26 protein-coding genes and 1 tRNA gene are annotated in these 26392 nt (G+C 41.1%); 11 read left to right on the forward strand and 16 right to left on the reverse strand.

Annotated elements, in window-relative coordinates; translation table 11 throughout:
* Both WC743_RS25825 and WC743_RS25830 read right to left on the reverse strand, forming a co-directional pair.
* Nucleotides 1-290: hypothetical protein (locus WC743_RS25825; RefSeq protein WP_373016443.1), on the reverse strand; the 290-nt coding region annotated here is incomplete at its 3' end.
* 392 nt (nucleotides 291-682) lie between these two features.
* Nucleotides 683-1939 (reverse strand): YeiH family protein, encoded by a 1257-nt coding sequence (locus tag WC743_RS25830; RefSeq protein WP_373016444.1) that lies wholly within the window; start codon nucleotides 1937-1939, stop codon nucleotides 683-685.
* A 513-nt stretch (nucleotides 1940-2452) separates the two neighbouring features.
* Between WC743_RS25830 and WC743_RS25835 the strand changes: the two genes are divergently transcribed.
* The 5 genes from WC743_RS25835 (at nucleotide 2453) to WC743_RS25855 (ending at nucleotide 10139) form a co-directional block, all read left to right on the forward strand.
* Nucleotides 2453-5455, forward strand: a complete 3003-nt coding sequence (locus WC743_RS25835; protein WP_373016445.1) for a SusC/RagA family TonB-linked outer membrane protein — start codon at nucleotides 2453-2455, stop codon at nucleotides 5453-5455.
* A 19-nt stretch (nucleotides 5456-5474) separates the two neighbouring features.
* Nucleotides 5475-7061: a RagB/SusD family nutrient uptake outer membrane protein gene (locus tag WC743_RS25840; RefSeq protein WP_373016446.1), complete on the forward strand. Its 1587-nt coding sequence runs from the start codon at nucleotides 5475-5477 to the stop codon at nucleotides 7059-7061.
* A 61-nt stretch (nucleotides 7062-7122) separates the two neighbouring features.
* On the forward strand, nucleotides 7123-8184 hold the full coding sequence (locus WC743_RS25845) for a phosphatidylinositol-specific phospholipase C1-like protein (protein WP_373016447.1): 1062 nt from the start codon (nucleotides 7123-7125) through the stop codon (nucleotides 8182-8184).
* A 313-nt stretch (nucleotides 8185-8497) separates the two neighbouring features.
* Entirely contained in the window at nucleotides 8498-8836 is a 339-nt protein-coding gene (locus tag WC743_RS25850) for a hypothetical protein (RefSeq protein ID WP_373016448.1), read from the forward strand.
* A gap of 58 nt (nucleotides 8837-8894) precedes the next feature.
* Nucleotides 8895-10139, forward strand: a complete 1245-nt coding sequence (locus WC743_RS25855) for a hypothetical protein (protein ID WP_373016449.1) — start codon at nucleotides 8895-8897, stop codon at nucleotides 10137-10139.
* Between the two features lie 18 nt (nucleotides 10140-10157).
* Here WC743_RS25855 and WC743_RS25860 read toward each other — a convergent pair whose 3' ends face one another.
* Nucleotides 10158-10823, reverse strand: a complete 666-nt coding sequence (locus WC743_RS25860; protein WP_373016450.1) for a DNA alkylation repair protein — start codon at nucleotides 10821-10823, stop codon at nucleotides 10158-10160.
* Nucleotides 10824-10844: 21 nt separating this feature from the next.
* On the opposite strand from WC743_RS25860, the gene WC743_RS25865 reads away from it, so the two are divergent.
* A complete protein-coding gene (locus WC743_RS25865; protein ID WP_373016451.1) occupies nucleotides 10845-11039 on the forward strand; it encodes a hypothetical protein in 195 nt (64 codons plus the stop codon).
* A gap of 33 nt (nucleotides 11040-11072) precedes the next feature.
* On the opposite strand, the gene WC743_RS25870 is transcribed toward WC743_RS25865, so the two are convergent.
* The 3 genes from WC743_RS25870 to WC743_RS25880 form a co-directional block, all read right to left on the reverse strand.
* Nucleotides 11073-11936, reverse strand: a complete 864-nt coding sequence (locus tag WC743_RS25870; protein WP_373016452.1) for a hypothetical protein — start codon at nucleotides 11934-11936, stop codon at nucleotides 11073-11075.
* Between the two features lie 199 nt (nucleotides 11937-12135).
* Complete coding sequence (locus WC743_RS25875; protein WP_373016453.1) at nucleotides 12136-12885, reverse strand: DeoR/GlpR family DNA-binding transcription regulator; 750 nt, start codon at nucleotides 12883-12885, stop codon at nucleotides 12136-12138.
* 3 nt (nucleotides 12886-12888) lie between these two features.
* A complete protein-coding gene (locus WC743_RS25880; protein ID WP_373016454.1) occupies nucleotides 12889-14100 on the reverse strand; it encodes an MFS transporter in 1212 nt (403 codons plus the stop codon).
* A 96-nt stretch (nucleotides 14101-14196) separates the two neighbouring features.
* Here WC743_RS25880 and WC743_RS25885 point away from each other — a divergent pair, with 96 nt between their 5' ends.
* From WC743_RS25885 to WC743_RS25895, 3 genes are all read left to right on the forward strand, one after another.
* The gene (locus WC743_RS25885; RefSeq protein WP_373016455.1) at nucleotides 14197-14619 is read left to right on the forward strand and encodes a c-type cytochrome; all 423 of its coding nucleotides are present in this window, start codon (nucleotides 14197-14199) and stop codon (nucleotides 14617-14619) included.
* Nucleotides 14620-14681: 62 nt separating this feature from the next.
* Complete coding sequence (locus WC743_RS25890) at nucleotides 14682-15407, forward strand: DUF1080 domain-containing protein (RefSeq protein WP_373016456.1); 726 nt, start codon at nucleotides 14682-14684, stop codon at nucleotides 15405-15407.
* A 111-nt stretch (nucleotides 15408-15518) separates the two neighbouring features.
* Nucleotides 15519-16385 carry a sugar phosphate isomerase/epimerase family protein gene (locus tag WC743_RS25895; RefSeq protein ID WP_373016457.1) on the forward strand — a complete coding sequence of 289 codons (867 nt, stop codon included), beginning with the start codon at nucleotides 15519-15521 and terminating at the stop codon, nucleotides 16383-16385.
* Nucleotides 16386-16765: 380 nt separating this feature from the next.
* On the opposite strand, the gene WC743_RS25900 is transcribed toward WC743_RS25895, so the two are convergent.
* Nucleotides 16766-16839 (reverse strand) — tRNA-Asn (locus WC743_RS25900).
* Between the two features lie 85 nt (nucleotides 16840-16924).
* Here WC743_RS25900 and WC743_RS25905 point away from each other — a divergent pair.
* The gene (locus tag WC743_RS25905; RefSeq protein WP_373016458.1) at nucleotides 16925-17839 is read left to right on the forward strand and encodes a PfkB family carbohydrate kinase; all 915 of its coding nucleotides are present in this window, start codon (nucleotides 16925-16927) and stop codon (nucleotides 17837-17839) included.
* A gap of 65 nt (nucleotides 17840-17904) precedes the next feature.
* On the opposite strand, the gene WC743_RS25910 is transcribed toward WC743_RS25905, so the two are convergent.
* The 4 genes from WC743_RS25910 to WC743_RS25925 form a co-directional block, all read right to left on the reverse strand.
* Nucleotides 17905-18903, reverse strand: a complete 999-nt coding sequence (locus WC743_RS25910) for an ABC transporter ATP-binding protein (protein ID WP_373016459.1) — start codon at nucleotides 18901-18903, stop codon at nucleotides 17905-17907.
* 85 nt (nucleotides 18904-18988) lie between these two features.
* Nucleotides 18989-19816, reverse strand: coding sequence for an outer membrane beta-barrel protein (locus WC743_RS25915; protein ID WP_373016460.1), 828 nt, complete (start codon nucleotides 19814-19816; stop codon nucleotides 18989-18991).
* A gap of 19 nt (nucleotides 19817-19835) precedes the next feature.
* Nucleotides 19836-20597 carry a hypothetical protein gene (locus WC743_RS25920; protein ID WP_373016461.1) on the reverse strand — a complete coding sequence of 254 codons (762 nt, stop codon included), beginning with the start codon at nucleotides 20595-20597 and terminating at the stop codon, nucleotides 19836-19838.
* Entirely contained in the window at nucleotides 20581-21153 is a 573-nt protein-coding gene (locus WC743_RS25925) for an RNA polymerase sigma factor (protein WP_373016462.1), read from the reverse strand. Before WC743_RS25925 ends, WC743_RS25920 begins: the two co-directional genes overlap by 17 nt.
* A 108-nt stretch (nucleotides 21154-21261) precedes the next feature.
* Here WC743_RS25925 and WC743_RS25930 point away from each other — a divergent pair, with 108 nt between their 5' ends.
* Entirely contained in the window at nucleotides 21262-22539 is a 1278-nt protein-coding gene (locus tag WC743_RS25930; protein WP_373016463.1) for an amidohydrolase family protein, read from the forward strand.
* Between the two features lie 2 nt (nucleotides 22540-22541).
* On the opposite strand, the gene WC743_RS25935 is transcribed toward WC743_RS25930, so the two are convergent.
* The 5 genes from WC743_RS25935 to WC743_RS25955 form a co-directional block, all read right to left on the reverse strand.
* The gene (locus WC743_RS25935) at nucleotides 22542-23075 is read right to left on the reverse strand and encodes a CopD family protein (RefSeq protein ID WP_373016464.1); all 534 of its coding nucleotides are present in this window, start codon (nucleotides 23073-23075) and stop codon (nucleotides 22542-22544) included.
* Between the two features lie 78 nt (nucleotides 23076-23153).
* Complete coding sequence (gene hemE, locus WC743_RS25940; protein WP_373016465.1) at nucleotides 23154-24185, reverse strand: uroporphyrinogen decarboxylase; 1032 nt, start codon at nucleotides 24183-24185, stop codon at nucleotides 23154-23156.
* 82 nt (nucleotides 24186-24267) lie between these two features.
* The gene (locus WC743_RS25945) at nucleotides 24268-24795 is read right to left on the reverse strand and encodes a tol-pal system YbgF family protein (protein ID WP_373016466.1); all 528 of its coding nucleotides are present in this window, start codon (nucleotides 24793-24795) and stop codon (nucleotides 24268-24270) included.
* Nucleotides 24796-24798: 3 nt separating this feature from the next.
* Complete coding sequence (locus tag WC743_RS25950; protein WP_373016467.1) at nucleotides 24799-25506, reverse strand: response regulator transcription factor; 708 nt, start codon at nucleotides 25504-25506, stop codon at nucleotides 24799-24801.
* Nucleotides 25507-25522: 16 nt separating this feature from the next.
* The gene (locus WC743_RS25955; RefSeq protein WP_373016468.1) at nucleotides 25523-26392 is read right to left on the reverse strand and encodes a sensor histidine kinase; all 870 of its coding nucleotides are present in this window, start codon (nucleotides 26390-26392) and stop codon (nucleotides 25523-25525) included.

Here is a 26392-nt window from a genome sequence, read left to right on the forward strand (position 1 = left end):
TTACTGGTGTATGATGTTAAAAGTATGGTCTCTGAGGTTTTTGAATCGGCAATAGTGGGTTCCTGGTTGGTAGCGCTCCAGCAAACACCGTAAGCTGTAAATGATGCTGTTCCGCTGGTTAAAAAGCCACCGCTCCATGCGCTGGTTGATGTTGGGTCAATAACCACATCGTACGTTACCATCGTAGATAAAACGGGGGCTACGGCATCGTTGCTTTTCACACAAGCGCTAAGGCCGGCAGTTATTAATACTAATAGTAATACTTTAATTTGGGTCGATGTTCTCTTCATTTGGATGGTGATATAGTTTAGGCTTAATGCCGCTATTTAACTGTGGTAAATAAATAAAATTATACCTGTTCTTAACTTTATGTATCGGCGAATACAGGGTTTGTATCGATGGATTACGGCTAAAAACGAAGAATGATACACATGCCTGCCAGCTTTGGAATGCGCCCAAAACTAACCACCTATATTACAGGTAATTAAGTTTAAAATATTCTCAATGTAACAATGTCGTAGCAATCCCCCTATTGCCTTATCAATTAAGTTTAGGCGAGTTGTTTGAGCTATTAATTGGGGCTGATATTGGAAATGTGAATAGCTATGGCCTATTGCATACCCAATAGGGCATTAACCGTAATTTAATGCCGGTAATGCAGAGCAGTTGATAGGATTTAACTTTAAAAAAGAATTAACGCGATACCCAGTGTGATGAATATATTGAACGTTTGCGCTATCAAAAACGCGTACAATGGTTTTTTACTGTTCTCATTGAACAGATCTTTAAAGTTGGTTTCTAACCCAATGCTTGTAAAGGCCAAAGCAAACCATAAACCTTGCAGGTTTTTAAGGCTATCTTTTACCAGTACATTTGTGGCCGGCGAAACTACGAATGAGAACAATAACGACGCGCCAATAAAACCCAATACAAACTTGGGGAAACGTTCCCAAATTACGCCTAAAGATGGTTTGGTGTCTTTATCTTTTGATGCAGGGTGTTTGGTGTAGGTCCAATAAACGGAGATAGCAAAAGCCGCCAGCCCCAGCAGCACATTCTGCGAGAATTTGACAATAGTACTGATCTTTAAAGCTATTTCGCCAACCAATGTACCGGAGGCTACTACCGCCCCGGTGGTATCAATACTGCCGCCCAGCCATGCCCCCGTAACCTCTTGCGAAAATTTAAAATAATGAGCAATTACAGGCATAAATATCATCATGGGGATGGCGGTTATTAAAACCATCGAGATAACATAAGAGAGTTTTTTAGGGTCGCCTTTTATGGCACCGGCTGTAGCAATAGCGGCCGACACCCCGCAAATGGATACCGCGCTTGATATCATCATTGACATTTCGTCATCAACCTTTAACTTTTTACAAACCCAAAAAGCAAAGTACCAAACAGAGGTAACTACCGCCAATGCCTGGATCAAACCAAGCGAACCTGCTTTAAGTATATCAGTGAAAATAACACTGGTTCCCAACAGCACCAATCCTATTTTTACGAACAGCTCGGTGGATAATGAAGACTTTAACCACTCTGGCAACTTAAAGAAATTGCTGATGACGAGCCCAATCAGCAGACTAAAAATTACGGCTTCCAGATTAAGTGATTTAGCTTGCTTACTGCCCGCCATTACAAGCGCGATCATAGTAAGCAGGTAAACCAGCGGGAAGCCCAACGCATAATTCTTTACAGACTTACCGATCATCAGCGCACCAACACCACCTATTACAAGTACAAATACAAACTGCATAAGCATCTTTAAAAGATTGGCCGAGCTTAAAACTTTTTCTGAAAGTTCGGCTGTTGTTTTCCAGCCAAAAACAGGAACGGGTAACAGGAACCCGGCAATAGCCAGTATGATAATCAATGAACCCAAAATAACCACTGTCCAGTCTTCGTGAAGGGTTAGTTTTGCTGATGATGTTGACATGTTATAAGCGTTAGGATAATTTAAGGTATGATTTAATATGCATACTAAAAATATTATTCAACAGTGCATAGATGTTATCACTGCGCAACTAATGTACACATCAGGTTTTCAAGTTTATAAAGAAATTCCTCTTTTTCAGGGAATAAAATCATCCTGGCCATGCTTAATAGCATTTACAATTATTTCTCCGCTGGGTACCGTTTTTACCCCCCTTCTCTAAGCGTATTGAACACCTCAAAAGTTTCAATAACCTATCTGCCAATAACATCGTATACAAAGGGCTATCATATAAATGACAGCCCTTTTATTTAAAACCTATTGAAGTATACATCCGGCTTTAAATCATTATTAACAAATAGTTAACACTATGTTTATTAATTAAATACAAGGCAACAATTTGATTGCAAAATTTGGCAATAAGCTAATGTTCAATTGATATTTTCATAATAAGACTTCCATTACTTTGCACTTAATTTAATCAAATATCTATACCCCACTAAATCTCATTCATTTATGAAACAAACTTACCAGCGTTTTTTTAATGGTAGTATTTATCATTCAAGGCAATGGGTGATGCTATTATGCGCTATCATCTTCAGCGTATCACCCGCATTATCACAAACCAGCAGAAACATTAAAGGTACCGTTACCGACGAAAAGAATGAGCCTCTTCCAGGCGTATCTGTAATGGTTACAGGAAGTAGTACAGGTGCCATGACAGATGTAAAAGGTAACTATTCGTTAACCATTACCGGCAATAATGCTACGTTAAGGTTCAGCTTTATTGGCTACATCCAAAAAGAAGTGACCGTAGGCAGCAGCAACACGGTTAACACCAGCCTTTTACCAGACGCTAAACTACTTAAAGATGTAGTAGTTATTGGTTACGGTACATCAAGCAAAAGGGATGTAACAGGTGCTATAACTTCTATAAAAGCCGAAGAGTTTAATCCGGGCGTGCTAACTACTCCTGCCCAGTTACTGCAAGGTAAAGTTGCGGGTTTAAATATTACCAAAAGCGGTGACCCAAACAAACAACCTGCAACTATTTTAAGGGGGCCCTCTACCCTGCGCGAAGGTGCAGCCCAGGAGCCTTTTTACGTAATTGACGGTGTGCCCGGTGCATCTATAGACCTGCTTGCACCTGCCGATATTGAAAGTATAGATGTATTAAAAGATGCATCATCAACAGCTATCTATGGTTCGCGTGCCGCAAATGGAGTAATAATTGTTACTACACGTAAATCAAAAACAGGCCAAACCAGGCTTAATTACAGTGCTTACGGTGCTACAGAAAAAGTATCAAACACTATAGACGTACTTACCGGCGATGAACTGAGAAAGTATTTAGCAGATAATGGTGTAACACCGTTGGCAAAGCCATTAGATGATGACGGTTCAAATACCAACTGGCAGCAGCTTGCCCAAAGAACAAGTTATTCACAAAGCCATAACCTTTCTTATGGTGGTGCGGGCAACAATTCTGATTATGGAGCAAGTGTAAACTACTTTAAAAATAATGGCATTTTACAAAACACCAGTTTACAACGTACTATTTTTAAAGGATATATAAACCAGCGTTTTTTTAACGATAGGCTTAAGCTTGGATTAACACTTACTAACAGCGCTACCAAAAACAACGATATTGTTCAAAGCCAGGTATTATCAGGCATATTGTTTTATTTGCCAACAGTAAGTCCGTTTAACCCGGATGGCAGTTATAAAGAAAACTTTGCACGTACCGGCAGCGGCACACTAAACCCATTATCATTAATTGATAATAACTTTATAAAAACGGATAACAATAAAACCCTTATCAATGGTGTTGCACAGGTTGATATTTTAAAAGGGTTGAAATTCACCCTTAGCGGATCAACCCAAAAAGACCAAAATAATATCAATTCTTACTACAATAGCAAATCTGGTTTGGTTGTTGGTGCTGGCGGTGTAGCTAACCGCAGTGCTTTTACAAACACGTTTAATGTTGTGGAAGGGTACTTAAATTACGACAGGGAATTTGGCCTGCATTCCATAAAGTTATTAGGTGGTTACTCTTATCAGCAGGATCGTACCAATGATGGCTTTGGTGTGCAAACACAAGGTTTTTCAAATGACAATCTAACTTATAACAACCTTTTTCTTTCCAATCCTACCAGCTTGGCCCAAATCGCATTTAATCAAAATTATATCTCCACATTAAGGCTAATATCTTATTACGGGCGTGTACAATACCAGTATAATGATAAGTATTTGTTACAGGCATCATTAAGGGAGGACGGTTCATCGGCATTTGGTTTAAATAACCGCCACGGTTATTTTCCTGCGGTATCGGCAGGATGGAGAATAATAGGGGAAAATTTCATGCAAAGTATTCCCGCTATTACCGACCTGAAATTAAGGGCCGGCTATGGCGTATCTGGTAACAGTTTAGGTTTTGATGCATTTACTGCACAGTTAATTTATGGTATTCCTCCGGGTGGTGGTAAGTTTTTAAGTAACGGAGTTATCACCAATCCTATTGGTCCGGTTCGTAATCCTAACCCTGACCTGAAATGGGAAAGCACTGCCACTACAAATATTGGTTTAGATTTTGGACTGCTTGGTAACCGTATAACAGGCTCGGTTGATTACTATATCAAGAAAACATCCGATTTGATCACCAGTTACCAGGTATCTACCACACAATATTTTGTTCCTAACCTTACTGCTAACGTTGGTAAAATAAAAAATAGCGGTGTAGAAGTTATAGTAAGCGCCATACCTGTAAAATCAAATAGCTTTACATGGCGTACCTCTTTAAATTTCTCTCATAACAAAAACGTAGTGGAAAGTTTATCTAATGATAAATTTGTGGCCGTAAACCTTCCTACAGCACAGCTGGGTGGTAAAGGGCAGTCGTTTTTAAGCAGCCAGATCATACAGCCGGGATATCCCATCGGTACTTTCAACTTATGGCATTACATGGGTAAAAATGCAAACGGAGTAAGTACTTATCAAAAAGCTGATGGTACCACAATTGCCAGCCAACCCTTATCAACCGACCAGCGCATTAGTGGTAATGCGCAGCCTAAGTTTGTTTATGGTTTTAGCAATAGTTTCTTCTATAAAAACTTCGACTTTAATTTCCTGATTCGCGGAGTTTATGGCAACAAAATATTAAATGGCACACTTGCAGCCCTGAATAACCCTGCCGATTCTAAATTTCAAAATATCCCAACGTTTACCCTAGGCGAATCTTATAAAGACATCAATGCTTACTTGGTATCAGACCGTTACCTGGAAAGCGGCTCATACCTGCGTTTGGATAACGCAACCCTTGGATATACCATAAGGCCAAAAGTTAAAGCAATAAAAAGCATCCGCCTGTACTTGTCAGGGAACAACATATTTATTATAACTAAGTACCGCGGTATTGATCCGGAGATCAACATAGGCGGTTTAACACCAGGTATTGATAACAGGGACTTTTATCCTAAAACCCGCACTTTCAGTTTCGGTGTAAACGCATCATTTTAATAATTCAACACTTAAAAAAATGAAAAAGATATTTATATTATGTGCAGCAGTTGTTGTAATCATGAGCACATATTCATGTACAAAATTAGATGTGCCGGTAGAATCGCAATACGTAAAATCAAATTTCCCGGTTACCGATGCTGATTTTAACGCTTTAACAGGTACCATTTACTCCAACCTGTCATCAAACTATGCAGTGCCTTACTGGCGCATGCAGGAACTATCAACAGACGAGGCCATATTACCGGCACGCGATGGTAACTTTGATGATGGTGGCCAATACCGTCAGTTACATTATCACTCCTGGACATTTGATCACCCTAACGTTGCCGGCGTTTGGCAATGGGGTTTTGGTGGTATCAACACCTGTAACCGTATCATCAGCGTTATTAACGATGGTCCATCACCTGAGGCAAAAAAAATAACCTCAATTGCAGAGGTTAGGGCCATGCGCGCACTTTATACCTACTTTATGATGGATTTGTATGGTAACGTTCCTATTATTACAGATTTCCCTGTAGCTACTTTACCGGCAACACAATCACGTGCTAAAGTATTTCAATATATTGAAAGTGAATTGTTAGCCGTATTGCAGCAATTGCCTGCAAAAACCAGTGCTAATGCCACCTTATACTATGGCCGCCCAACCAAAGCTATGGCGTTTGCATTATTAGAGAAAATGTACCTAAATGCACAGGTATATATCGGTGCTCCAAAATATACAGAAGCAGTTGCCATGGCTGATAGTATTTTAAAGAATACCAACTACAGCCTTGATGCAAAGTACCGCGATATATTTTTACCTAACAATGGCCCGCAGATAAACGAAACCATATTTGCCATACCTTATGATCAGCAAATACCGGGTAACCAGTTTACAAGGTTTGGTTTCTTTTATTACCTGGTAAACGCTTATGGTTTTAACGTAGGTTTAAGTATAGCCATGAGTACTACACCTGAATTTTACAACAGGTTTAATTTACCTGGCGATGCACGTACCAAAACATGGCTTGCCGGGCCACAGTTTGCCCCGGATGGCAGCGGTGGGTTTACAAGCCAGCCGGTATATTATCCAAGCACTACAACTCAAATATATATAGAACCTAAACTTACCCTTGTACCTGGCAAACCTATGGATGTAGGTAATACCATCGCCAGCCAGTCGCAAGGTGTACGTTCTATAAAATATTATCCGGATCCAACTATTATACAGGCTACCCGCTTAAATGGTAATGATGTACCCGTATTTCGCCTGGCCGATGTAATGATGATGAAGGCAGAAGCTATATTACGCGGTGCAACTGCCACTACTGTTAATGGCCAGCTGCAAACTCCTGATGTATTGGTTAACCAGATACGTGCCCGTGCCGGTGCACCTGCAGTTGGTGGTATTAATTTGCAGGGTTTACTGGATGAACGCGCCCGCGAATTTTCATGGGAAGCATGGCGCCGTAATGATCTTATCCGTTTTGGACAGTTTGAGGTGGAATACCCTCTTCCGAATGATGTATTGACCATGAATAAAGATGTTAGTCGCAGACTTTATCCAATACCAGCAGCAGAAATTAAACTTAATCCTAACCTGGTTCAAAACCCGGGTTATTAATTGTTTATAATAAAATAACTAACAGCCGGCGTTATGCCGGCTGTTTTACATACTACATTATATGAAAGCTATATTTGGCTTATTACTAATTACGCTATTACCTATATCTAAAAGTGACCCGGGCGATAATGTGCCTATTAACCATATACAGGTTATTGGCTCTCATAACAGCTACAAAAAAGCCATTGACCCCAGGTTATTCAAAATATTGCAAAAGGCAGATTCTGTAGGGATGAGTAAGATTGATTATAGCCATATCAGCCTAACAGACCAGCTTAATTTGGGGCTTTTAAACCTGGAGATTGATGTATATGCCGATACCGCAGGTGGCAAATATGCGCATCCAAAAGGGCTTGACTGGGCTCCCGGGCAGCCGGCTTATGATACAGAAGGTGTAATGAAACAACCTGGATTTAAGGTTTTTCATGTGCAGGATATTGATTACAGGAGCAATTGTCTCACCTTTAAACAATGCCTGCAAGAACTTAAAAAATGGTCTGACGCGCACCCTGATCATCATCCTATATTCATAACCATGAACGCTAAGGATGAGCCAATGAAAAAGCCCGGATTTACTATACCGGATAAGTTTACTTCTTCAATTTATGATAAATTGGATAAAGAAATTGCAGATAATTTGGGTACTGACCATTTAATTACACCAGATAATGTTAGGGGTAATTATAATACACTTGAAGACGCCGTGCTGCATCAAAACTGGCCAACATTAAAACAGGCTAAAGGCAAATTTATATTCCTGCTTGATGAAACAAGCCCTAAAACCAACGTTTATATAGCCGGGCATCCATCATTAAAAGGCAGGTTGCTTTTTGTTAATGCTGAACCAGGCACGCCCGAAGCCGCTATACACGTTATTAATAGTGCTAAAAAAGGTCTTGCTCAGATTAGCGCTTTAGTAAAAAAAGGGTACATTATCCGTACCAGGGCTGATAGTGATACGCAGGAAGCAAGGGCAAATGATAAGAGTAGTTTTAACGCTGCTATGCAATCCGGCGCTCAAATTATTACCACAGATTATTATAAGAAAAGCGGGCATTTCAAATCAGATTATGTGATCAGTTTTGCAGGCGGAACATATTTCAGAATGAATCCTTTATTTTAACTGTAAAATAGTTAACAAGCTGCTCCTGGCCCCCAGGTAGAAATGGCTGTGCTGATGGCACAGCCATTTTTGTTATCCATATAAAAATTCTATTGATTGTATTTGTTTAAATGAAAATAAATAATACCTTTGAAATACAAAGTACTTTTAAATGAATACCCAACAAAAATATCCAGAAAATATAAGATGCACTGCAACAGCTTATTTGAGTAACAGAAAAGACAATTAACATTTTTTTTATATTCATACTTTGCATTTCAAAGTACTTTAATAAAACATCAAAAATTATTTATAACTTATAAAACCAATTATCATGACGCACACAAACAATTTAACAACACAACCAATTCATCCGGCTTCATTAGCTAAATGCATGTTATTAGGGGCAGGGATTGCCCTTATCCTGATCGCAATTTTTTTACTTGGTGTTAGGGAGCCTAACCCGGACTGGGGAAACCTATGGATGATTAAACCCCTGGTTATAGTTCCGTTGGCGGGTGCAACGGGTGGTTTATTTTATTACTTCATGGACAACGTGTTTAACCAGGGTGGTTGGAAAAAGGCGTTAACTATTATATTAAGCCTGCTTGTATACATTATTGGGCTGTGGCTTGGTTTTGTTTTAGGATTAAACGGCACTTTGTGGAATTGAACAGTGCTAACCGATCAGAATTAAAAATTTTAACTAAAAATATTCAAAGTAAAAACTCATGAAAGACGAAATACTCGCCCATATAAACGACCCCGGGCAACTCGAAAAAATATATCGGACTAACAAAGGGAATTTTAAGCGGGCGTTCAGTACACTATATCCGGAGCTTAAAGGCAACACACTCGCTGATTTCTGGAATGAAAGATTGAAATACGAAAGTGACGAGATTAACTGGGGCACAAGCAGGGAATTATTATTTGTTATAATTGCTTCGTTAATGGCAGGTATTATCGCAAAACTGCCGGCATTTTTTTCTATAAATGAAGATTTTTTCTACCCCAGGAACATCGGTTTTATTGTCTTCCCGCTCTTAACAGCTTATTTTGCATGGAAAAACAAATTATCAACCAGTAAAATTACTTTTATTGTTGGTGCAACTCTTGTGGGTGTGATTTTTATCAATTTCCTTCCAAATGTTAAAAAAAGCGATACCTTGATTTTGTCGTGCATTCATTTACTTTTATTTCTATGGTCGGTATTAGGTTTTGCTTTTGTTGGTGAGATAAGAAATGACGAGCAAAAACGACTCAGCTTTTTAAAGTATAACGGCGACCTGGTAGTGATGACAACGCTCATCCTGATAGCAGGAGCAATTATGACCGGTATAACCATCGGACTTTTTTCGCTGATCGGTTTTAATATTGAAGAGTTTTATTTCAAAAATGTTGGAATATTCGGGCTTGCCGCCGCACCAATTGTAGGCACCTACCTTACCCAAACCAATCCGCAATTAGTAGGAAAAGTTTCTCCGGTAATTGCTAAACTATTCAGTCCGCTGGTAGCAGTAATGCTGGTGGTTTATCTTATAGCAATAGTTTATTCGCGTAAAAACCCTTATAATGACCGCGAGTTTTTACTCATTTTTAATGCTTTATTAATCGGCGTTATGGCCATTATCTTCTTTTCTGTTGCCGAAACATCAAAGACAACTAAAAGTTCTACACAAATCTGGGTTCTTTTCCTGCTATCTGCTATAACCATATTGGTTAATGGCGTTGCGCTTTCTGCCATTTTGTACCGGATTTCAGAATGGGGATTCACACCAAACAGGACTGCGGTTTTGGGTGGCAATGTCTTAATTTTAATCAATCTGCTCTTGGTAACTGCGCAACTTTTCAGGGTACTTTCAAAAAAAGCCGACATAACCGGAGTGGGGAAAGCCATTGCCTTCTACCTGCCCGTTTACTTCGTATGGACAATTATTGTAACCTTTCTATTTCCGTTAATATTTGGGTTTAAATAAAGAAAAGATCAGAAGCAATTAGCCCTGCCGCCTAACCATTTCATTGATCCAGATTGGAGCAAAAGGAGAAGTGCAGCCTTTCGATACGGGATAATCGCGGTAAATACCCAACCGCTCTCCAATGGCGAGCGCACGCTCCCGGTAAGCAGGATGGTTGATGCCGATCTGCGCCAGCGTGGTATTCATCGTCCATTGTACCTCAGACGGAGCACCTGGCATTTCTGCTTCGAGCCGGTCAAGAATAGTCGGGAGGTCAAGCCCCTCAGGACTTCTTGCCACCCGTCCGCTGGTAAGGCTCCAGCCCAGGCGTACAGCCATCGGAGCCTCAGCCAGCAGCCATTGCTGCCGCAATTGCTCCTTGTCAGGGTGTTCCTTAATCACATAAGCGTATAGCCAGTCGATCACCTCGGCAAACCGTTCAGACCGGGCCATGCTGTCCAATTCGGTAATAGATAACCGCTTTGGGTTGATAATTAATATTGCCAGGAACCTTGCATCAATATTGCCGGTCTCCCATAAGGCCTTAGCCAGCTCATGATCGGTTTTGATCATATTGGCCAGTGTCCTGATATCTCCCCGCTTTATCCCAAATTGGTTTTCATGCGCTCCGTGCCTGATATTTTGGAGGCGCAATTTTTCGCTCCCCATGGCCTCAAGTTTGGTAAGAATCTCTGTAACGGTCATATTGTATCTATCAATTGATCCATGACTAAATTATCAAAAAATAAAGGATATTTTTTGCAAGGCCTTATATATTTCAAAACTATTGGTGAGTTTGCATTTACGATAAGCTATACTTTTGCTCCTCATAATGGCCCTCCCGAAACTTTGATGGAAGATTTGATAAGAATTGCAAATATTGGGGAGGATCCTTTAAAAGATATTAACGATTACAGCTAACTAGTGAAACCTGAATTTTATATCAATGGCTTGTTAGCTACGGGAGTTTTTTATAAGTTCTTCTGATTCGTTTTTCATTTTAGTATAAAGTTCAACAAACTCGTCACATCGCGCTTTCGCATTTGGGCTACTCTTTTTTACAAAGCCGGCTCGTTTACCTAAAAACTCAAAATTGTCGTGATAGTCCCAGCATAGATCCCATGAACAACCTTCAACTTGCGGTAAAGCAACTTGTAAAAATGCATATTCATTTGTTTTAAATGTAGTTCGTCCAATTTTTATTTTTTTTAACTTTTTCGAGTTCAATGCAGGTAAAAATGCAGGAAATTCAGCTTTGCTTGTTATAAAGCCTAATGAAAATACTTCGATATTTGGTAGTCCGGCTAAAAAGGTGAAGTCCTCAATTGGTTGATTCCAGTCCAACGTTCCGTCAATATGTAAATACCTCAAACTATTGATACCTTTGAGGCCATCAAAGTTTGAGACTCTTCGCAAATTTTCAAGATGCAGGGATTTTAATTTTGTCAATTTTTGTAGTGGTGACAGGTCAGAAAATCCCGATACATATTCAAGGATGACTTCTTCCAAATTATATAAATCGCCAACAAATTCAATATCCTTTGCCCTAAAAAAAGTCACTCTCAATCTTTTAAGTGATTTCAATTGCTGTATCTTTTCAACCTGTTCTTTACTCGGGTCGTGTAAAGTAAGTTCTTCAATATTTGGACAGTCAAAAACTTGTTCCCAATTTACGTGACCCTTATAAATTGTTAAAATCTTTACTGCTTCCTTGTCGGTAATATCAATGTCAGCAGCATAAGCATATCGTTCCCTGTTTGGAACAATAGTCCAATAACTGTCTGTTCTGTCTAAAAAATCTCCAAAGTGGTGTTTCATTTGTCAGTGAATAGGGCAACAAAAAAGTGTATATGGGATTCTAATTTAAAAAAGATTGATTTTTTGTAACGCTGATTAATTCAATTTTGTCATTCACCTTGACCTTATGACCCAAACAGGATCCGATCTTGTAGCTGGTCACTTTACCGTCATTCCATGTCACCATATAGTTACCCCTCGCCTTAAAATGTATTGATCATTATTGTATTTGCAGGGATTGAGTCCGGAAAGCATCTAAGGAAGCATGTGTACCGGGCAGATCGGTGATGAGCGTATGCACCTCAGAAATATCAGCTACTTTAAAATACTCGATGATGCCGAGTTTTTGACGGTCGCTTAGTATCGCCGTTTTTAGTGCCGAACGGCGCATGGCCTGCTTCACTTCTCCATCTTCACGGAGGAGTGCGGTAATACCCATTTGACTGTCGACCCCACAAGTTCCCATCAGGTATAGGTCCGCCACATATTGTGCCGCATTATCACAGGTTTGCTGGCCTGCATTGATTTCTAATTCCCTGTAATAAACGCCACCAAGAACTACAATCTCAATGTTGGGGAAATGAGAAAGTATCGGGAGAAGCGCGAGATTATTGGTAATCACCCGCAAATTAATATCGACAGGGAAATGTGTTGCCACCGCGCAATTGGTGGTACCACCATCCATAAATATGGTTTGACCGGACTTTATCAGCTGCTGGGCTTTCAGCGCGATGATTTTCTTTCCCTCGTTGAACTCATGAACACGATCCTGGAATGCAAAGGGTAATTTCGACCGCACGGCTGCTCCCCCCCTTATCTTTGAAAGAAGGCCCATTTTGTTCAACTGTTCAATATCGCGCCGAACTGTATCTGACGAAACGTCAAATTTAAGTGCAAGATTATCAAAACCAACTTTACCATCAGTTTCGAGCGCTTTAAGGATCAGTTCATATCGTTCTTCCTTTACCATTGTTTAATTATTACTTCCCATTTTCATCCGGCGGATTCCATATGCAATGGTAACAAAAAATAGTAAAATACCCACAACGCCAAGCGCAACAGGCAGGGTAAAATGTTGTGCGATAAAGCCCAAAAATGCCGGGCCAGCCAATTGTCCGCCATAACCTAAGGTGGCAATAACGGATACCGCCATCGCACTACTCACGCCTTTCAGGCGACCTGCCTCGCTGAAAAAGACAGGCACTACATTGGCAGCACCTAAACCGATCAGGAAAAAACCAAATAAGGTACCGGCCAACCAGGGCAGGCTGATGGCAATAAACATGCCGGTTCCTGCGACCAGCGAGCCAAAAATGACGATGCGGTCGCTCTTTAGCCAAGCTACTAAACGGTCCCCAAAAAGGCGTGTTGTCGCCATTGCTACAGAAAATGCCGCATAACCGGCACCTGCCAGCGAGGGATCAATACCACGATATTCTTTCAGGAAAAGCGCCGACCAATCCAGCATGGCCCCTTCTGCCAGAAACACGGCGAAACAAAGCACCCCAAGAAATACTGCTGCAGGACTAAGCCAGGCATTTGTCATCTGCCCGCTTATACCGTGCACTACTGACGAAAAGCGCTTGACGGCGGCCGCTTCCGCATTACGGTTAAAAAGAAAACGATAGCCAATAATTACAATAAGCAATAAACTCAAAGCAATAATCATAGCGGCATAAAATGGCTGCGCTCCCAACCGGATCAGGAAGCCCAATCCAAATGACCCTAACAACCCGCCTACGCTGAAAAGCCCATGCAGCGAAGACATGATTGGTTTGCCGTATAAATTTTGTACCTGTACGCCGTGTGCATTCATTGCTACATCAATTGTTCCAATACCCGCGCCAAAAAAGAACAAGGCAATACCAAGCGTCAATGGTGTGTTCAGGATCAGTAATAAAGGTAAACAAAGCGCTATCACGATGGCAGCAATAAAAATGAGCCGCCGGCTACCAATGCGCCCCATAAGAATCCCTGTCAGGGGCATCATGGCTACGGAACCTGCACCTAAAAGTAACAGCAGCCCGCCAAGTTCAGCGTCGTTGAGATGCAAGCGGCTTTTCGCAAATGGAACCATGACCGCCCAACTGGATACGCCAATGCCGCATATCAGGAATATGGCTTGCGTGGCCAATTTTGCTTTGGTTACTGATTTAACATCAGTAGAATCATTTAATAATAACATTTTGCAAAATTATACAAATTTGCATAATTTTGCAAAATGTTATTATTAAAGGCGTAGCACCGTTTCAAAACAGGTGCAAAATTTAAACCGTAAATTATGTTAAGAAAAGCATTTTTTTTAATTACACTATCTATTGCGATCAATTCCTGCGGTCGCAATACTGCACCACAGAACTTTGCTGATAGCACTAAATCAGCCAGCCCGAAATTGGGCCCAGACAATGCCGACAGCGTTGTATCCTCCTCACCGGTTGTTACGCTGGCAACATCTTCTGACAAAGGGGCGCAGCTCATTATTCAGAGCGACTGCCGGAATTGTCATAGAGAACGGGAGAAGCTAATCGGCCCTGCTTTCCGCAGTATAGCAATGAGGTATACTGGTAAAGACCTTGATCTACTTTCAGCCAAAGTAATTAAAGGAGGCTCGGGGAACTGGGGCGATGCTTCCATGGGCCCTCATCCGTCACTCACTAAGGAAGACGCAAAGAGTATGATCGCTTTTATCCTCAAAATAAAATGATAGTGAACTGATTTTGATCTTGTAAGCGAGGCACTAAATATTAACCAATAAACTTAAAATAAATGAAGACAAAGAACAGAAGAGTAGTAATGGCAGCCACTGTGCTGGCATTAATTATTAATTGCTACGCAATAGTTGGCAATAAGAACAATGAACTTACGCCTGCTGAAAAAAAGGCGGGCTGGAAGTTGTTATTCGATGGACACTCGACAGCAGGCTGGCATCTCTATAACTCAAAAGGTCCGTTTACCTTTTGGAAGGCTGGCAACGGTGAGCTTTTTTGCGATCCGAAAGATAAGTCTGGAGTGGGTGACCTGGTAAGCGATAACGAGTATAAAAATTTTGACCTGAAGTTTGACTGGAAACTGCCCAAAGGGGGAAATAGTGGTGTTTTCATCAACGTCCTGGAAAGGAAAGATATACCGACCGCATGGGCATCCGGTCCTGAATATCAGCTGCTCGATAAGTCGCACCTTGATTATCCGCAGCCAAAATCACGTTCAGGTTGTTTATACGGTTTTTCTCCGCAAAAAAACCCGGTCAAGAATAAACCCACCGGCGAGTGGAATCACGCTGAAATCAGGCAAATGGACGGCAAAATCGAGTTTTTCCTTAACGGCGTTCTTACCTGCAGCGAAGATCTAAAATCTGATGCCTGGAAAAAAGCTGTTGCAGCCTCCCATTTTAAATCCTTTCCCGAATTTGGAAAGCACTTCAGCGGCAGGATATCACTACAGGACTGGTCGACCGGAATTTCATTCAGAAACATCAAGATAAAAGAGCTGTAGGCAATGGTAAAATTGACGGGAGAAGCCTGCATACAACAGGCTGATCCGCTGGATATTCGTTATCAGCGCCAACTTAAGAAACTTATTTTTCAACTTGTAACACTGTAAATTATGATAAATAGAAAAACTTTTCTGCAACAAGCCGGCGTTATGTCTGCCGGCATGATGCTAATACCGGGTTTGTTATCCGCAAAAACAAATCGACCTTTTGGTTTGCAATTATTTGCTTTCAGGGAGCAATTGCCAAAAGATGTTAAAACGATTATACCAAAAATAGCCCTGGCCGGCTACAAACAGGTAGAGCCCTTTGGTTATTCTAAAACCAATGGTTTTTGGGGACTCTCTGCCACTGAATTTAAAAAACTCCTTGACGATAATGGACTAACTGCACCAAGCGCACACTACTCTTTTGATACATTCCTTTCATCTGGTGACACAGCGCAGGTGGAGCAGACAATCGAGGCGGCAAAGATACTCGGGCAAAAGTACGTGGTATTACCTTACCTGGGAGAGCAATTTCGAAACAGCGCAAAGGCTATGGAGGATGTTATTAACAAAATCAACCAGGCGGCGGCCAAAATTCACGAGGCGGGGCTGAAAATGGCTTACCACAACCATGATTTCGAGTTTAAAAACATAGAAGGCCAACGGTTATTTGACATGCTGCTAAACAATACCAATACGGAGCAATTAGATTTTGAGTTGGATATTTACTGGGTGGTTAGAGCGGGAGAAGATCCTTTGAAATTGTTTAAGAAATATCCGGGCCGTTTTAAGCTTATACATATTAAGGATATGGATAAAACGAACCCGGCATTGAATACAGAAATTGGAACCGGAAGTATAGATTACAAAACAATACTTGGTAAAGCCCATTCTGCCGGGGTGAAATATTATATTGTGGAACAGGAAAATTTTAAAATAGATCAATTTTTAAGCATCCGGAAAAGCATAAGTTATCTTAAAGAAATAGGCTAATTTTTTATTGCCTTTAGCCTGCCACAGCCCTAAAGCTCTTAATAAAGAGACTTTAGGTTACATTGTTTTAATATGCCGGCAGCAAATATAATTTCGCTGCCCTCTTTTATCATATCCTATCAAAAAAGGAAGGATCAACGATCCAATCTATTACAGCCTATCGCATTGGCTATATGGATTAATTGCCGGAGATTTTAATGCGCGGAAATCACTATGTAAGGATTTAAAAAAGCCCTGAAGGGCATAAATGCCGGTTCGATGTTCCAGTCTCTGTGCCGAGACTGGGCTCGAACCAAAATGTGCTTCTATTGGCTTCAAACGCATATTTTAAATTGGCTGAAATTAAAAATGGCCTTAGCGGGCATGCTAAGGCCATTTTGCTCCTGAGGCTGGGCTCGAACCAGCGACCCTCTGATTAACAGTCAGATGCTCTAACCAGCTGAGCTACTCAGGAGTATTTTCCGGTTGGAGTGGTGCAAAAGTATGATTTCTGATGTAATTTCACAATATTTGTCAAAAAAAAATTAAAAATATTTTACATGAGTTTGTTAGTGATTGGTACTGTGGCGTTTGACGCAATTGAAACCCCTTTTGGGAAAACTGATAAAATTGTTGGCGGGGCCGCTACATATGCAAGTTTAGCTGCATCGTATTTTTATGATAAGGTTAAAATTGTGGCGGTTGTTGGTGACGACTTCCCTAAAGAGGAAATTGAAGACCTCAATAAACATAAAATTGATACCGAAGGCTTACAAATTAAAGAAGGCGAAAAATCATTTTTCTGGAGCGGAAAATATCATAATGATATGAATAGCCGCGATACCCTGATCACAGAATTAAATGTCCTGGCTGATTTTGACCCTGTTATTCCTGAAGCTTACCAGAACTGTGAATTTCTGATGCTGGGTAATCTTACCCCACAAGTGCAGCAAACGGTTATTAACCGCCTTAAAAACCGCCCTAAGCTTATTGTAATGGATACCATGAACTTTTGGATGGACATTGCAATGGATGATTTGCTGGAAACTATTAAAATGATTGATGTATTAACTATTAATGATGCCGAGGCACGCCAGCTATCAGGCGAGTACTCATTGGTAAAAGCGGCCCGCAAAATTTTAACCATGGGCCCAAAATACCTGATCATTAAAAAGGGTGAGCACGGTGCATTACTTTTCCATGAAGATCACATCTTTTCGGCACCAGCCCTTCCGCTTGCCGAAGTATTTGACCCAACCGGTGCCGGCGATACTTTTGCCGGTGGTTTTATTGGCTATATGGCCAAGGTTGGTACGGTTAACTTCAACAATATGAAAAATGCCATCATCTTTGGATCGGCATTGGCATCATTCTGTGTTGAAAAATTCGGAACAGAAAAAATAAGGGATCTTTCTCAGGAAGAAATTGCTGCTCGTGTACAAGAGTTTGTACGCCTGTCATCATTCGAGATATAAAACAATTAATAGTCGCCCGCCTCATGCGGGCGACTATCTTTATAAGCTTCCGGCGGTGGGTGCCGCTAATATTCCAGCCACTTCTTTATATTCAGGCTCACCACATCATCTTCATTGTATTTTCCGCTTTCATCATTTACCACACGCAGTAAAACGCCATTGTTCTCCAGTATCAGGTCTTCATAAAAGCCTTTAAATAAAACCTGCTGAACCCTCCAGTTACTGGTTCTAAGAACTTTATTTATCCGTATCCATTCCGGATAAACTACTACATATTCTTTATGCGTTTGTATACCGCAAAGCCTGGCTTCGCCGGCATTTAACACATTACAGTTGGTAAGCAATTCTGCAGTATATAAATTAAGCGGGTTTTGATATAGTGATTTTGGATGACCAGCCTCTACTATCTCACCATTATTAAGCACCACCAGCTTATCGGCCATAGAAAGCACCTCTGCGGGGTCATGGGATACCATAACAACTGTAAGGCCTGTTTCTTTTACTATCTGTCTTATATCGTGCTGCAAGCCTTCCCTAAAAGACGCATCTACCTGGTTAAAGGGTTCATCCAGTAATAAAACCTCCGGCCGCGTAATAATGGCACGTGCTATGGCTACACGTTGTTTTTCGCCGCCACTCAAATCGGCTACCCGTTGCTTTGCCAGCTGTATCATGTTTAGCTGGGTTAAGATCTCTTCAGTTTTTTCTTCTTTAAGCTTTACATTGGTACTGGGCAACATGGCCGATACATTATCCCAAACACGTGCAAAAAGGTTGAGGTCATTAGTATGCTGGGTAACCATTTTCATGGCGTCATGACCTGGTATCAGTTTTTCTTCGGGTCCCCAAATACGCTCACCTTTAAAATTAACAGTCCCTTCATCCGGCGACATCAAACCATAAAGCAGTCTTAGTAAGGTACTTTTGCCGCTTCCGCTCTGGCCTATTATGGCGGTTATTTTACCGGGCTCAATGTCCAGACTGATGTTTTTTATCCCTGATGCCTCTGCACCACTATAGGTTTTAGTTACCGAAATTGCTTGTAAAAAAGGCGCCTCTAACATTAAGCGAAGATAACACGATTTTGGGATTTAAAGATTGCCGGGATTATCACTGAATGTGCCCATATTAAAACCCATAAGTTGATACTTACCAGCCTATGCTTAGGCCAAATGAGAAATTCTTTAACCCTTTTTGGTCGGGGCTATTCTCAAACATATCGTTCATATAATATTTGGCAAATATCCCCATGAAACCGTATCCCAAACGGGCATACATTCCATAGCGCAGTTTGGCGTAATGGTAATTGTCATCAAACTTTTGTTTGCCATTTTCTTCGCTGATTTGTTTAACGCGGCCGTTTAGCAGTATGCCAATATCAGGGCCGGCAACTATATGGAACCTGCGGCCACTTGCATCTTCATGGCTCCGGAAATCAAACCCTAACGGTATGCGCAAGTAGCTTGATGAGAAGCGGTTCTTACTATAGTGAATATCATCCGTTTGGTAAGTTAACACAGGTTGGTTACGCAGAATAGTAATATCATTACGCAGGCGAATGTGTGTCCAATCAAAACCACCCGCTACATAGATGCGGAAAGAACTGTTAAAGCGATAACCAAACTGTATCACATCAAAGCCTACATTGCTGGTTTTCCATTGGCGATAGTTTAAAAACTGATTGTTTGGCGATAAGGTAAAGCTGCCATTATCTATTAGCGTTGCCAACCCCAGATCAAACCGTGTAAAGGTAAGCCCGAATGAAAACCCAGGCGCTTTTGATGTATGCTCTACTGTATCCTTATCGTTTACTGATACCTGGGCAGCATCTTCGCCAAAGCCAAGCTTTACTTTTACGCCTTTTTTAGCTTTAACACTATCTGCTTTGGCAGTATTTGTACTATCGGTGGGAGTGATTTGTGCAAATACACCGGCAGTAACCATGGATATTAAGAGGGTAAATATTAAGCGTTTCATATTTTGTGTATTAGATTCGTTAGTCTTGTTTTTTAATTTTTATTAACCCCAAATTAAGCCCGCTGATGGTCGACTCATCATCGTCTGTGTTGGTAAATTCTATGATCTTGTCCTTGCGTTTGTCCACCTTGCTTACCACCACATTTATCAGGTCGCCAAGGCTGCTTATACGGCGTTTTTTGGCGGGCGCGGCAGCAATTACTTTAGCTTGCGGCACTTGTGCAATTAAAACATTCGGTCTGGTTATTAATGGCACATCATCTGTGATCTGCGTTTTTATACTTAAAGGCGTTTCAATATCAGGTACAGTAGGTTTTAGTATTTCGTTATTTCTTTCTATCACAGCCGCAATCTGTTCAATTGGTTTATCAATCACTTCGGCAGGTTTAGTTGCATTATCCCTGCGGATCTTGCTGCCTTTATGTACTTTGTTAGCCTTTATTACTGATGCAATAGCCCCTTGTGAAGGCTTCCGTAAATCATTCTCTTTAACTGGCACCGCAGGTGCTATAATTACTTTTGGTTCATTATTGTTTTTAGCAGCCGCAATTTGCACCGGTTTTTTAGTACGTACTTTTACCTGGGGTATAAAATACAGCCCCACAGCTATCACAACCAATACGCTTGCCGCGATGCTTAAGTAAGGGAAAAATGCTTTTTTGCGCCTGTCGGCATTCAGTTTATCAATAATATTTCCCCACACTTGTGGTGATGGTTCAATCTCAAAACCTTCAAACTCCGATCTGAATAATTGATCAATTTCTTTATCCTGCATATCCATATCTTTTTTTCTCCATTTTTAAAATCTGCTCTTTCAATATTCCCCGTGCCCTTGATAGCTGCGATTTTGATGCCCCCTCGCTTATACCGGTCATCTCTGCAATCTCTTTATGCGAATAACCATCTATAGCGTACAAGTTAAACACCATCCTATAACCAGGCGACAGGTCCTTGATGAGCAATAACAGATCTTTGGCCTCCAGGCTGCTTGCTGCAACCGCATTCACTGAGGGTTCATGCCCCGTGTTGTCTATATCAACTACCTGCATCATTTTATGATGGTTACGATAATACTCAATTGAACTATGTACCATAATACGCCTAACCCATCCTTCAAAAGAACCCTCTCCCCTATAGCTGTCCATTTTCTGAAAAACCCTGATAAAGCCATTTTGCAGCATATCTTCGGCCTCCATCCTATCAGTGGCATACCGCAGGCAAACGCCCAGCATTTTACCGGCCAATTGCTTGTATAGCAATTCCTGCGCTTTACGCTGCCCGGCTTTACACCGTTTTACAAGATCGTCGATATTGGGTTTGGGTTCCAAAAACATCATTTAACAGTAAGATGTACAGGAAGCGTAAATGGTTGCATGGGTTGTAAAATAATTAATTAATTTTCATCCGGAATTAACCTGTTATAAAGTACGCTATCTTTATCTGTAATGAAAATAATCAAACTTATAATTATCTCCGTATTATTTACATCCCCGCGAGTTATTGCTCAGGAGGTTCCATCAACCATTTACACCTTAATTAAGCCAGACCGGGTATTCGACGGAAAGCAACTGCATACTAATTGGTATGTTTTAGTAAAAGGTAAAAGAATAGAAGCCGTAGGTGAGCCTTCAACAATAAAAATCCCTGCATCCGCAAAAATTATAGAATTAAAAGGCACAACCTTAATGCCCGGTATGATAGAAGGGCACTCACATTTATTTCTTCATCCTTACAACGAAACCAGTTGGAACGACCAGGTATTGACTGAGAGCCGCGCCGAGCGTACTGCACGTGCGGTTGAACATGCGAAAGCAACGTTAATGGCCGGTTTTACAACTGTGCGTGATTTGGGTACCGAAGGTGCCGGTTACGATGATGTGGGCTTAAAGGGAGCTATTAACAAAGGGGTCATTCCCGGCCCGCGGATGCTGGTTGCTACCCGCGCAATTGTAGCTACAGGCAGTTACGGACCAAAAAGCAATGTTACCGAAGCTGTACTACCTACAGGCGCTGAACAGGCGGATGGTGCAGAAGGATTAACCCGTGTTATCCGCTCACAAATAGGTTATGGTGCCGATGTAATAAAGCTTTATGCTGATTACCGTTGGGGACTAAATGAAACTGCCGCCCCTACTTTTACTTTGGATGAATTGAAAACAGCAGTGCAAGTTGCCGGCAGCAGCGGCAGACAGGTAGTTGCACATTCCGGCACTGAAGAAGGTATGCGCCGTGCAATAGCAGCGGGTGTTAGTACCATTGAGCACGGAGACGGCGGCACGCCTGAACTGTTTAAGCAAATGAAAGCCAAAGGAATCGCGTTATGCCCTACTCTTGCTGCAACCGAATCTACCAACACTTACCGGGGCTGGAAGAAAGGTGTAGACGCCAACCCCGAAGCCGTTAAGCATAAACATGAGATTTTTACCGAAGCCCTTAAAGCCGGTGTAACCATTTGCATGGGCGGAGATGTAGGTGTATTTACTCATGGCAATAATGCGCTTGAAATGCTGTTAATGGCCGAATATGGCATGAAAAATATTGACGTGCTGCGGTCTGCCACATCAGTTAATGCAGAGGTATTTGAACTGAAAGACCTGGGGAATATCAAAGCGGGTTACCTGGCAGATCTGGTGGCCGTAGAAGGAAACCCCGTTGAGGATATTAAATCAGTTAAACAGGTAAGACTGGTAATGAAGGATGGGGTGATTTATTTGCAGAAGTAAAACTACTTCTTCTCCCGGTAGTACTTATAAACTTTCACTGCCGACATAATGATGAGGCTGAAAAGGATAATGCCAATTACCCCAAATATCCAGTTCACAGCACTTTTAAGTACGGCTAAAAACACAATGGCAAACAGTAATATGGTAGCAACCTCGTTCCAGATACGGAGCTGGATGGATGTCCATTTGTAGATACCTTTAGCCATTTGCTTCATTTTACTTTGGCAAATAAAATGATAAACTATCAGGCCGGCCACAAAAGTAAGTTTTACATGCAGCCAGGGTTGTTTTAACCAGGCAGGTGTTAAATAAAGCATGGTTGTACCGGCAATAATTACCAGGTACATGCTTGGCGTAGCAATTATCCACCAAAGCTTACGCTCTATTTCTTCAAATTGTTCTGAGAGGATTGTACGGGCGGGTTCTGGCTTATCCTGCGCCTCCCTGTGATAAATAAACAGGCGCACAATATAAAACAGCCCAGCCATCCAGCAGACTACAAATATGATATGTATGGCTAAAACGTATTGGTACATACCCCCTAACCCCCTGAAGGGGGAATTTTTAATTAATTAATTTATTATTAAACTATCCAAAGCCCAATAACTCCCCCTTTAGGGGGTTGGGGGGTAATTTTTTATCACCTCTACCGCGTACTTCACATTATCAAATGGGATATCGGGCATAATGCCGTGGCCCAGGTTAAAAATAAAGCCCGGTTCACCTTTCATGCGGTCAAACAAGCGGTAAATACGTTCTTTGATCACTTTTTTATCAGCATATAAAATATGCGGATCAAGGTTGCCCTGTACTGCAATGCCTTTTGGTAAACGGTTCTTGATATCCAGCAGGTCAACATTCCAGTCAATCGATATTACATCCGGTTTAGCCTCGGCCATTAGCGGTGCAAATACCGAACTTCCCTTACAGAACGATATCACCGGGATATCTTTTCTATCAAGCTTGCTGATGATCTCAGTAATGTAGCGGTGCGAAAATTCTGTATAATCATCCCATGATAAAGCCTGCGCCCAGCTGTCAAATATCTGTACGGCGTTAACACCTGCGGCTATCTGCATATTCAGGTAATCGGCTGTAACGGTGGCAATTTTTGATAGCAACTGATGAGCCATTGCAGGTTCATTATGCAGCATCAACTTGGTCAGCTTAAAATCTTTTGATGATCCGCCTTCAACCAGGTAACTCATTACAGTAAATGGCGCACCTGCAAAACCAATCAGCGGGATACTACCATTAAGGCGTTGCTGTATCACCTTTATAGCGTCAGCAACATACTGCAGCTTGTCACCTACATTGGTTTGCAGGTTATCAATATCAGCCTGTTTGCGTACGGGGTTAGCAAACTTAGGGCCAACGCCTTGTGTAAAGCTCAGGTCACCGCCCATAGCTTCGCCGGTAACTAATATATCTGAAAATAAAATAGCAGCATCTATCCCCAGCAAATCAACCGGCAACATGGTTACATCGGCAGCCAATTCGGGTGTTTTGCACATCTCCAGGAAAGAATATTTGTTCTTGATCTCCCAATACTCGGGCATGAAACGGCCTGCCTGGCGCATCATCCATACCGGTGGTCGCTCTGTTGGCTGTGAAAATGCGGCTTTAATTAATAACGAATCTTTCATATTTGTGGAGAGGCAGGGTAACAAGAGTCAAGATTCAAGACAGAAAATATGCTTGGTTCTTGGCGCTAACAATCTCGCCTCTTTATTTTGTGTGTTTTTTTAATTCCTGCTCAACCTTCAGGATCACATCCTTCATTTTTGCAGTTATATGTTCTTTATGCTTTTCGGCTAATTGTAAATAGGCCTGCGCCTTATCATAATTGCCATTACGTACGTTTATATTGGCTACGTGTACTAAGGCCGCAACATGGTCATTAGCACTTCGTAACGGGTATTGTGCAGCTAATTCATAATGCAGCTCGGCTTCTTTATATTCCTGCTTTTGCAGGCATACACCGCCATATATAAATTCATAAAAGCCACGTCGTTTTTTGCTTAACCAATCTGGCCGGGCAATCTGCTTTAACAGGCTCTCTGCTTTTGTATAATCTTTTTGGTGAAAAGCCTTTGCTGCCAGGACTATAGTTCCCTGTTTAAAATAGCCCCAAATAAGTAATGCAATAAACAAAACAGCTACAGCCGCCAGTTCATAAACTTTAAGCTTAAGGATAATAGCCAGCAGTATTACAAAAAGCCCGGTAACTAAAATTCGTGCTTTATTAGTAAACATTTATTAGTGCTGGTTATCTGTAAATTTATAGCCTACACCGCGGATAGAATGAAAATAAACCGGGTTTTTAGGATCTGGTTCAAAGTATTTACGGAAAGTAAGAATAAAATTATCAATGGTACGGGTTGATGGATATACATCATAGTTCCATACAGTTTCTAATATTTGCTCACGCGATACCGCTTCATTCCTGCGCTCAATTAACAGTTTAAGCAGCATGGTTTCTTTTTTAGTAAGCGGAGTAATGCTTCCATCCTCATTAACCAACTCAAATGAATTGAAGTGGATGGTTTTCTCACCTATCTTATAACTATTAAATTCTTTAAGGTCATCACCTTTCAAACTGCGTTTTACAAGGTTGTTCACCCTCAATATCAGTTCTTCCAGGTTAAATGGCTTGGTCAGGTAATCATCAGCACCTTTTTTAAGTCCTGATATTTTATCCTCATTGGTGTTTTTGGCTGTAAGGAACATAATAGGCACCTCAGAGTTCTCCAGGCGAATGGTTTCTGCAACCACAAAGCCATCAATCTCAGGCATCATAACATCCAATATTACCAGGTTAAAACGCTCTTCTTTAAATATTTGAAGTGCTTTTTTACCATTATTTGCTGTAGAAACTTTATAACCTTCCAGCTCCAGGTTTAACTTAATGGCTTCCAACAAATGGTCTTCGTCTTCAGCTAATAAAATTCTTTTCTTAGTAGGCATGATATCTATTTTAGGTTTATGCAAAAACAACTTCAAAAACACTCCCGGCAGGGCGGTTATCTTTAACTTTTATACTGGCCTGGTGTTTATCAAGCACTTCTTTAACAATATACAAGCCTAAGCCTGTACCTTTTGTGTTACGTGTATCTTCACTGCCTACACGGTAAAATTTATCAAAAATACGGCTTTTTTCACTATCGGCTATACCAATACCATGATCGGCCACCTGGAAGTAGATCTTGCCCTCTTTTTCAAAAAGCTTAACATTAACTGTTTCGCACGGACTTGAATATTTAACCGCGTTCTCTACCAAATTGGTCACTACTGATGTCAGGGCAAACTTGTCTCCGGTAATTTCTATTTTAGGTTCAATTTCGGCATTAATAATCTGTTGATTACAATCGCACTTACTTATTTGCAGGCGGTTTACAATGCTATCTACTAAAACCGATAAATTGAACCGTGCCTTAGGGAAGGTATAGGAGCGGTTATCAATTTTTGAGGCCAAAAGCATATTCTCAACCATATCGTCCAGGCGCTCCACATCGGTTAAAGATTTATCAATAAAGTCCAGAATCTGTGCTTTGGTCAGGTCTCGCTTTTGAATGGTTTGCAGCAAAATTTTAATTGATGCCAGGGGCGATTTCAGCTCATGAGTTACCGATAATAAAAAGTTTTTCTTTTGCTCTTGTAACCTTTGTTCCCTGTTCATTGATTTATGCAGATAATATGCCCCAATCAAAAACACAACAACAAACATAGAGCCCTCACCCAATATCATGCCGGTACGGCTTGGGTTAAGTTTAACCAGCATGTATCCCCACCACATTAATTCCGCGACAGCGTAAATAATGATGGCGTAAAAAATAACAAGCGACTTTTTCAT

The sequence above is a fragment of the Mucilaginibacter sp. genome, assembly GCF_041660805.1.
Lineage (GTDB): Bacteria > Bacteroidota > Bacteroidia > Sphingobacteriales > Sphingobacteriaceae > Mucilaginibacter.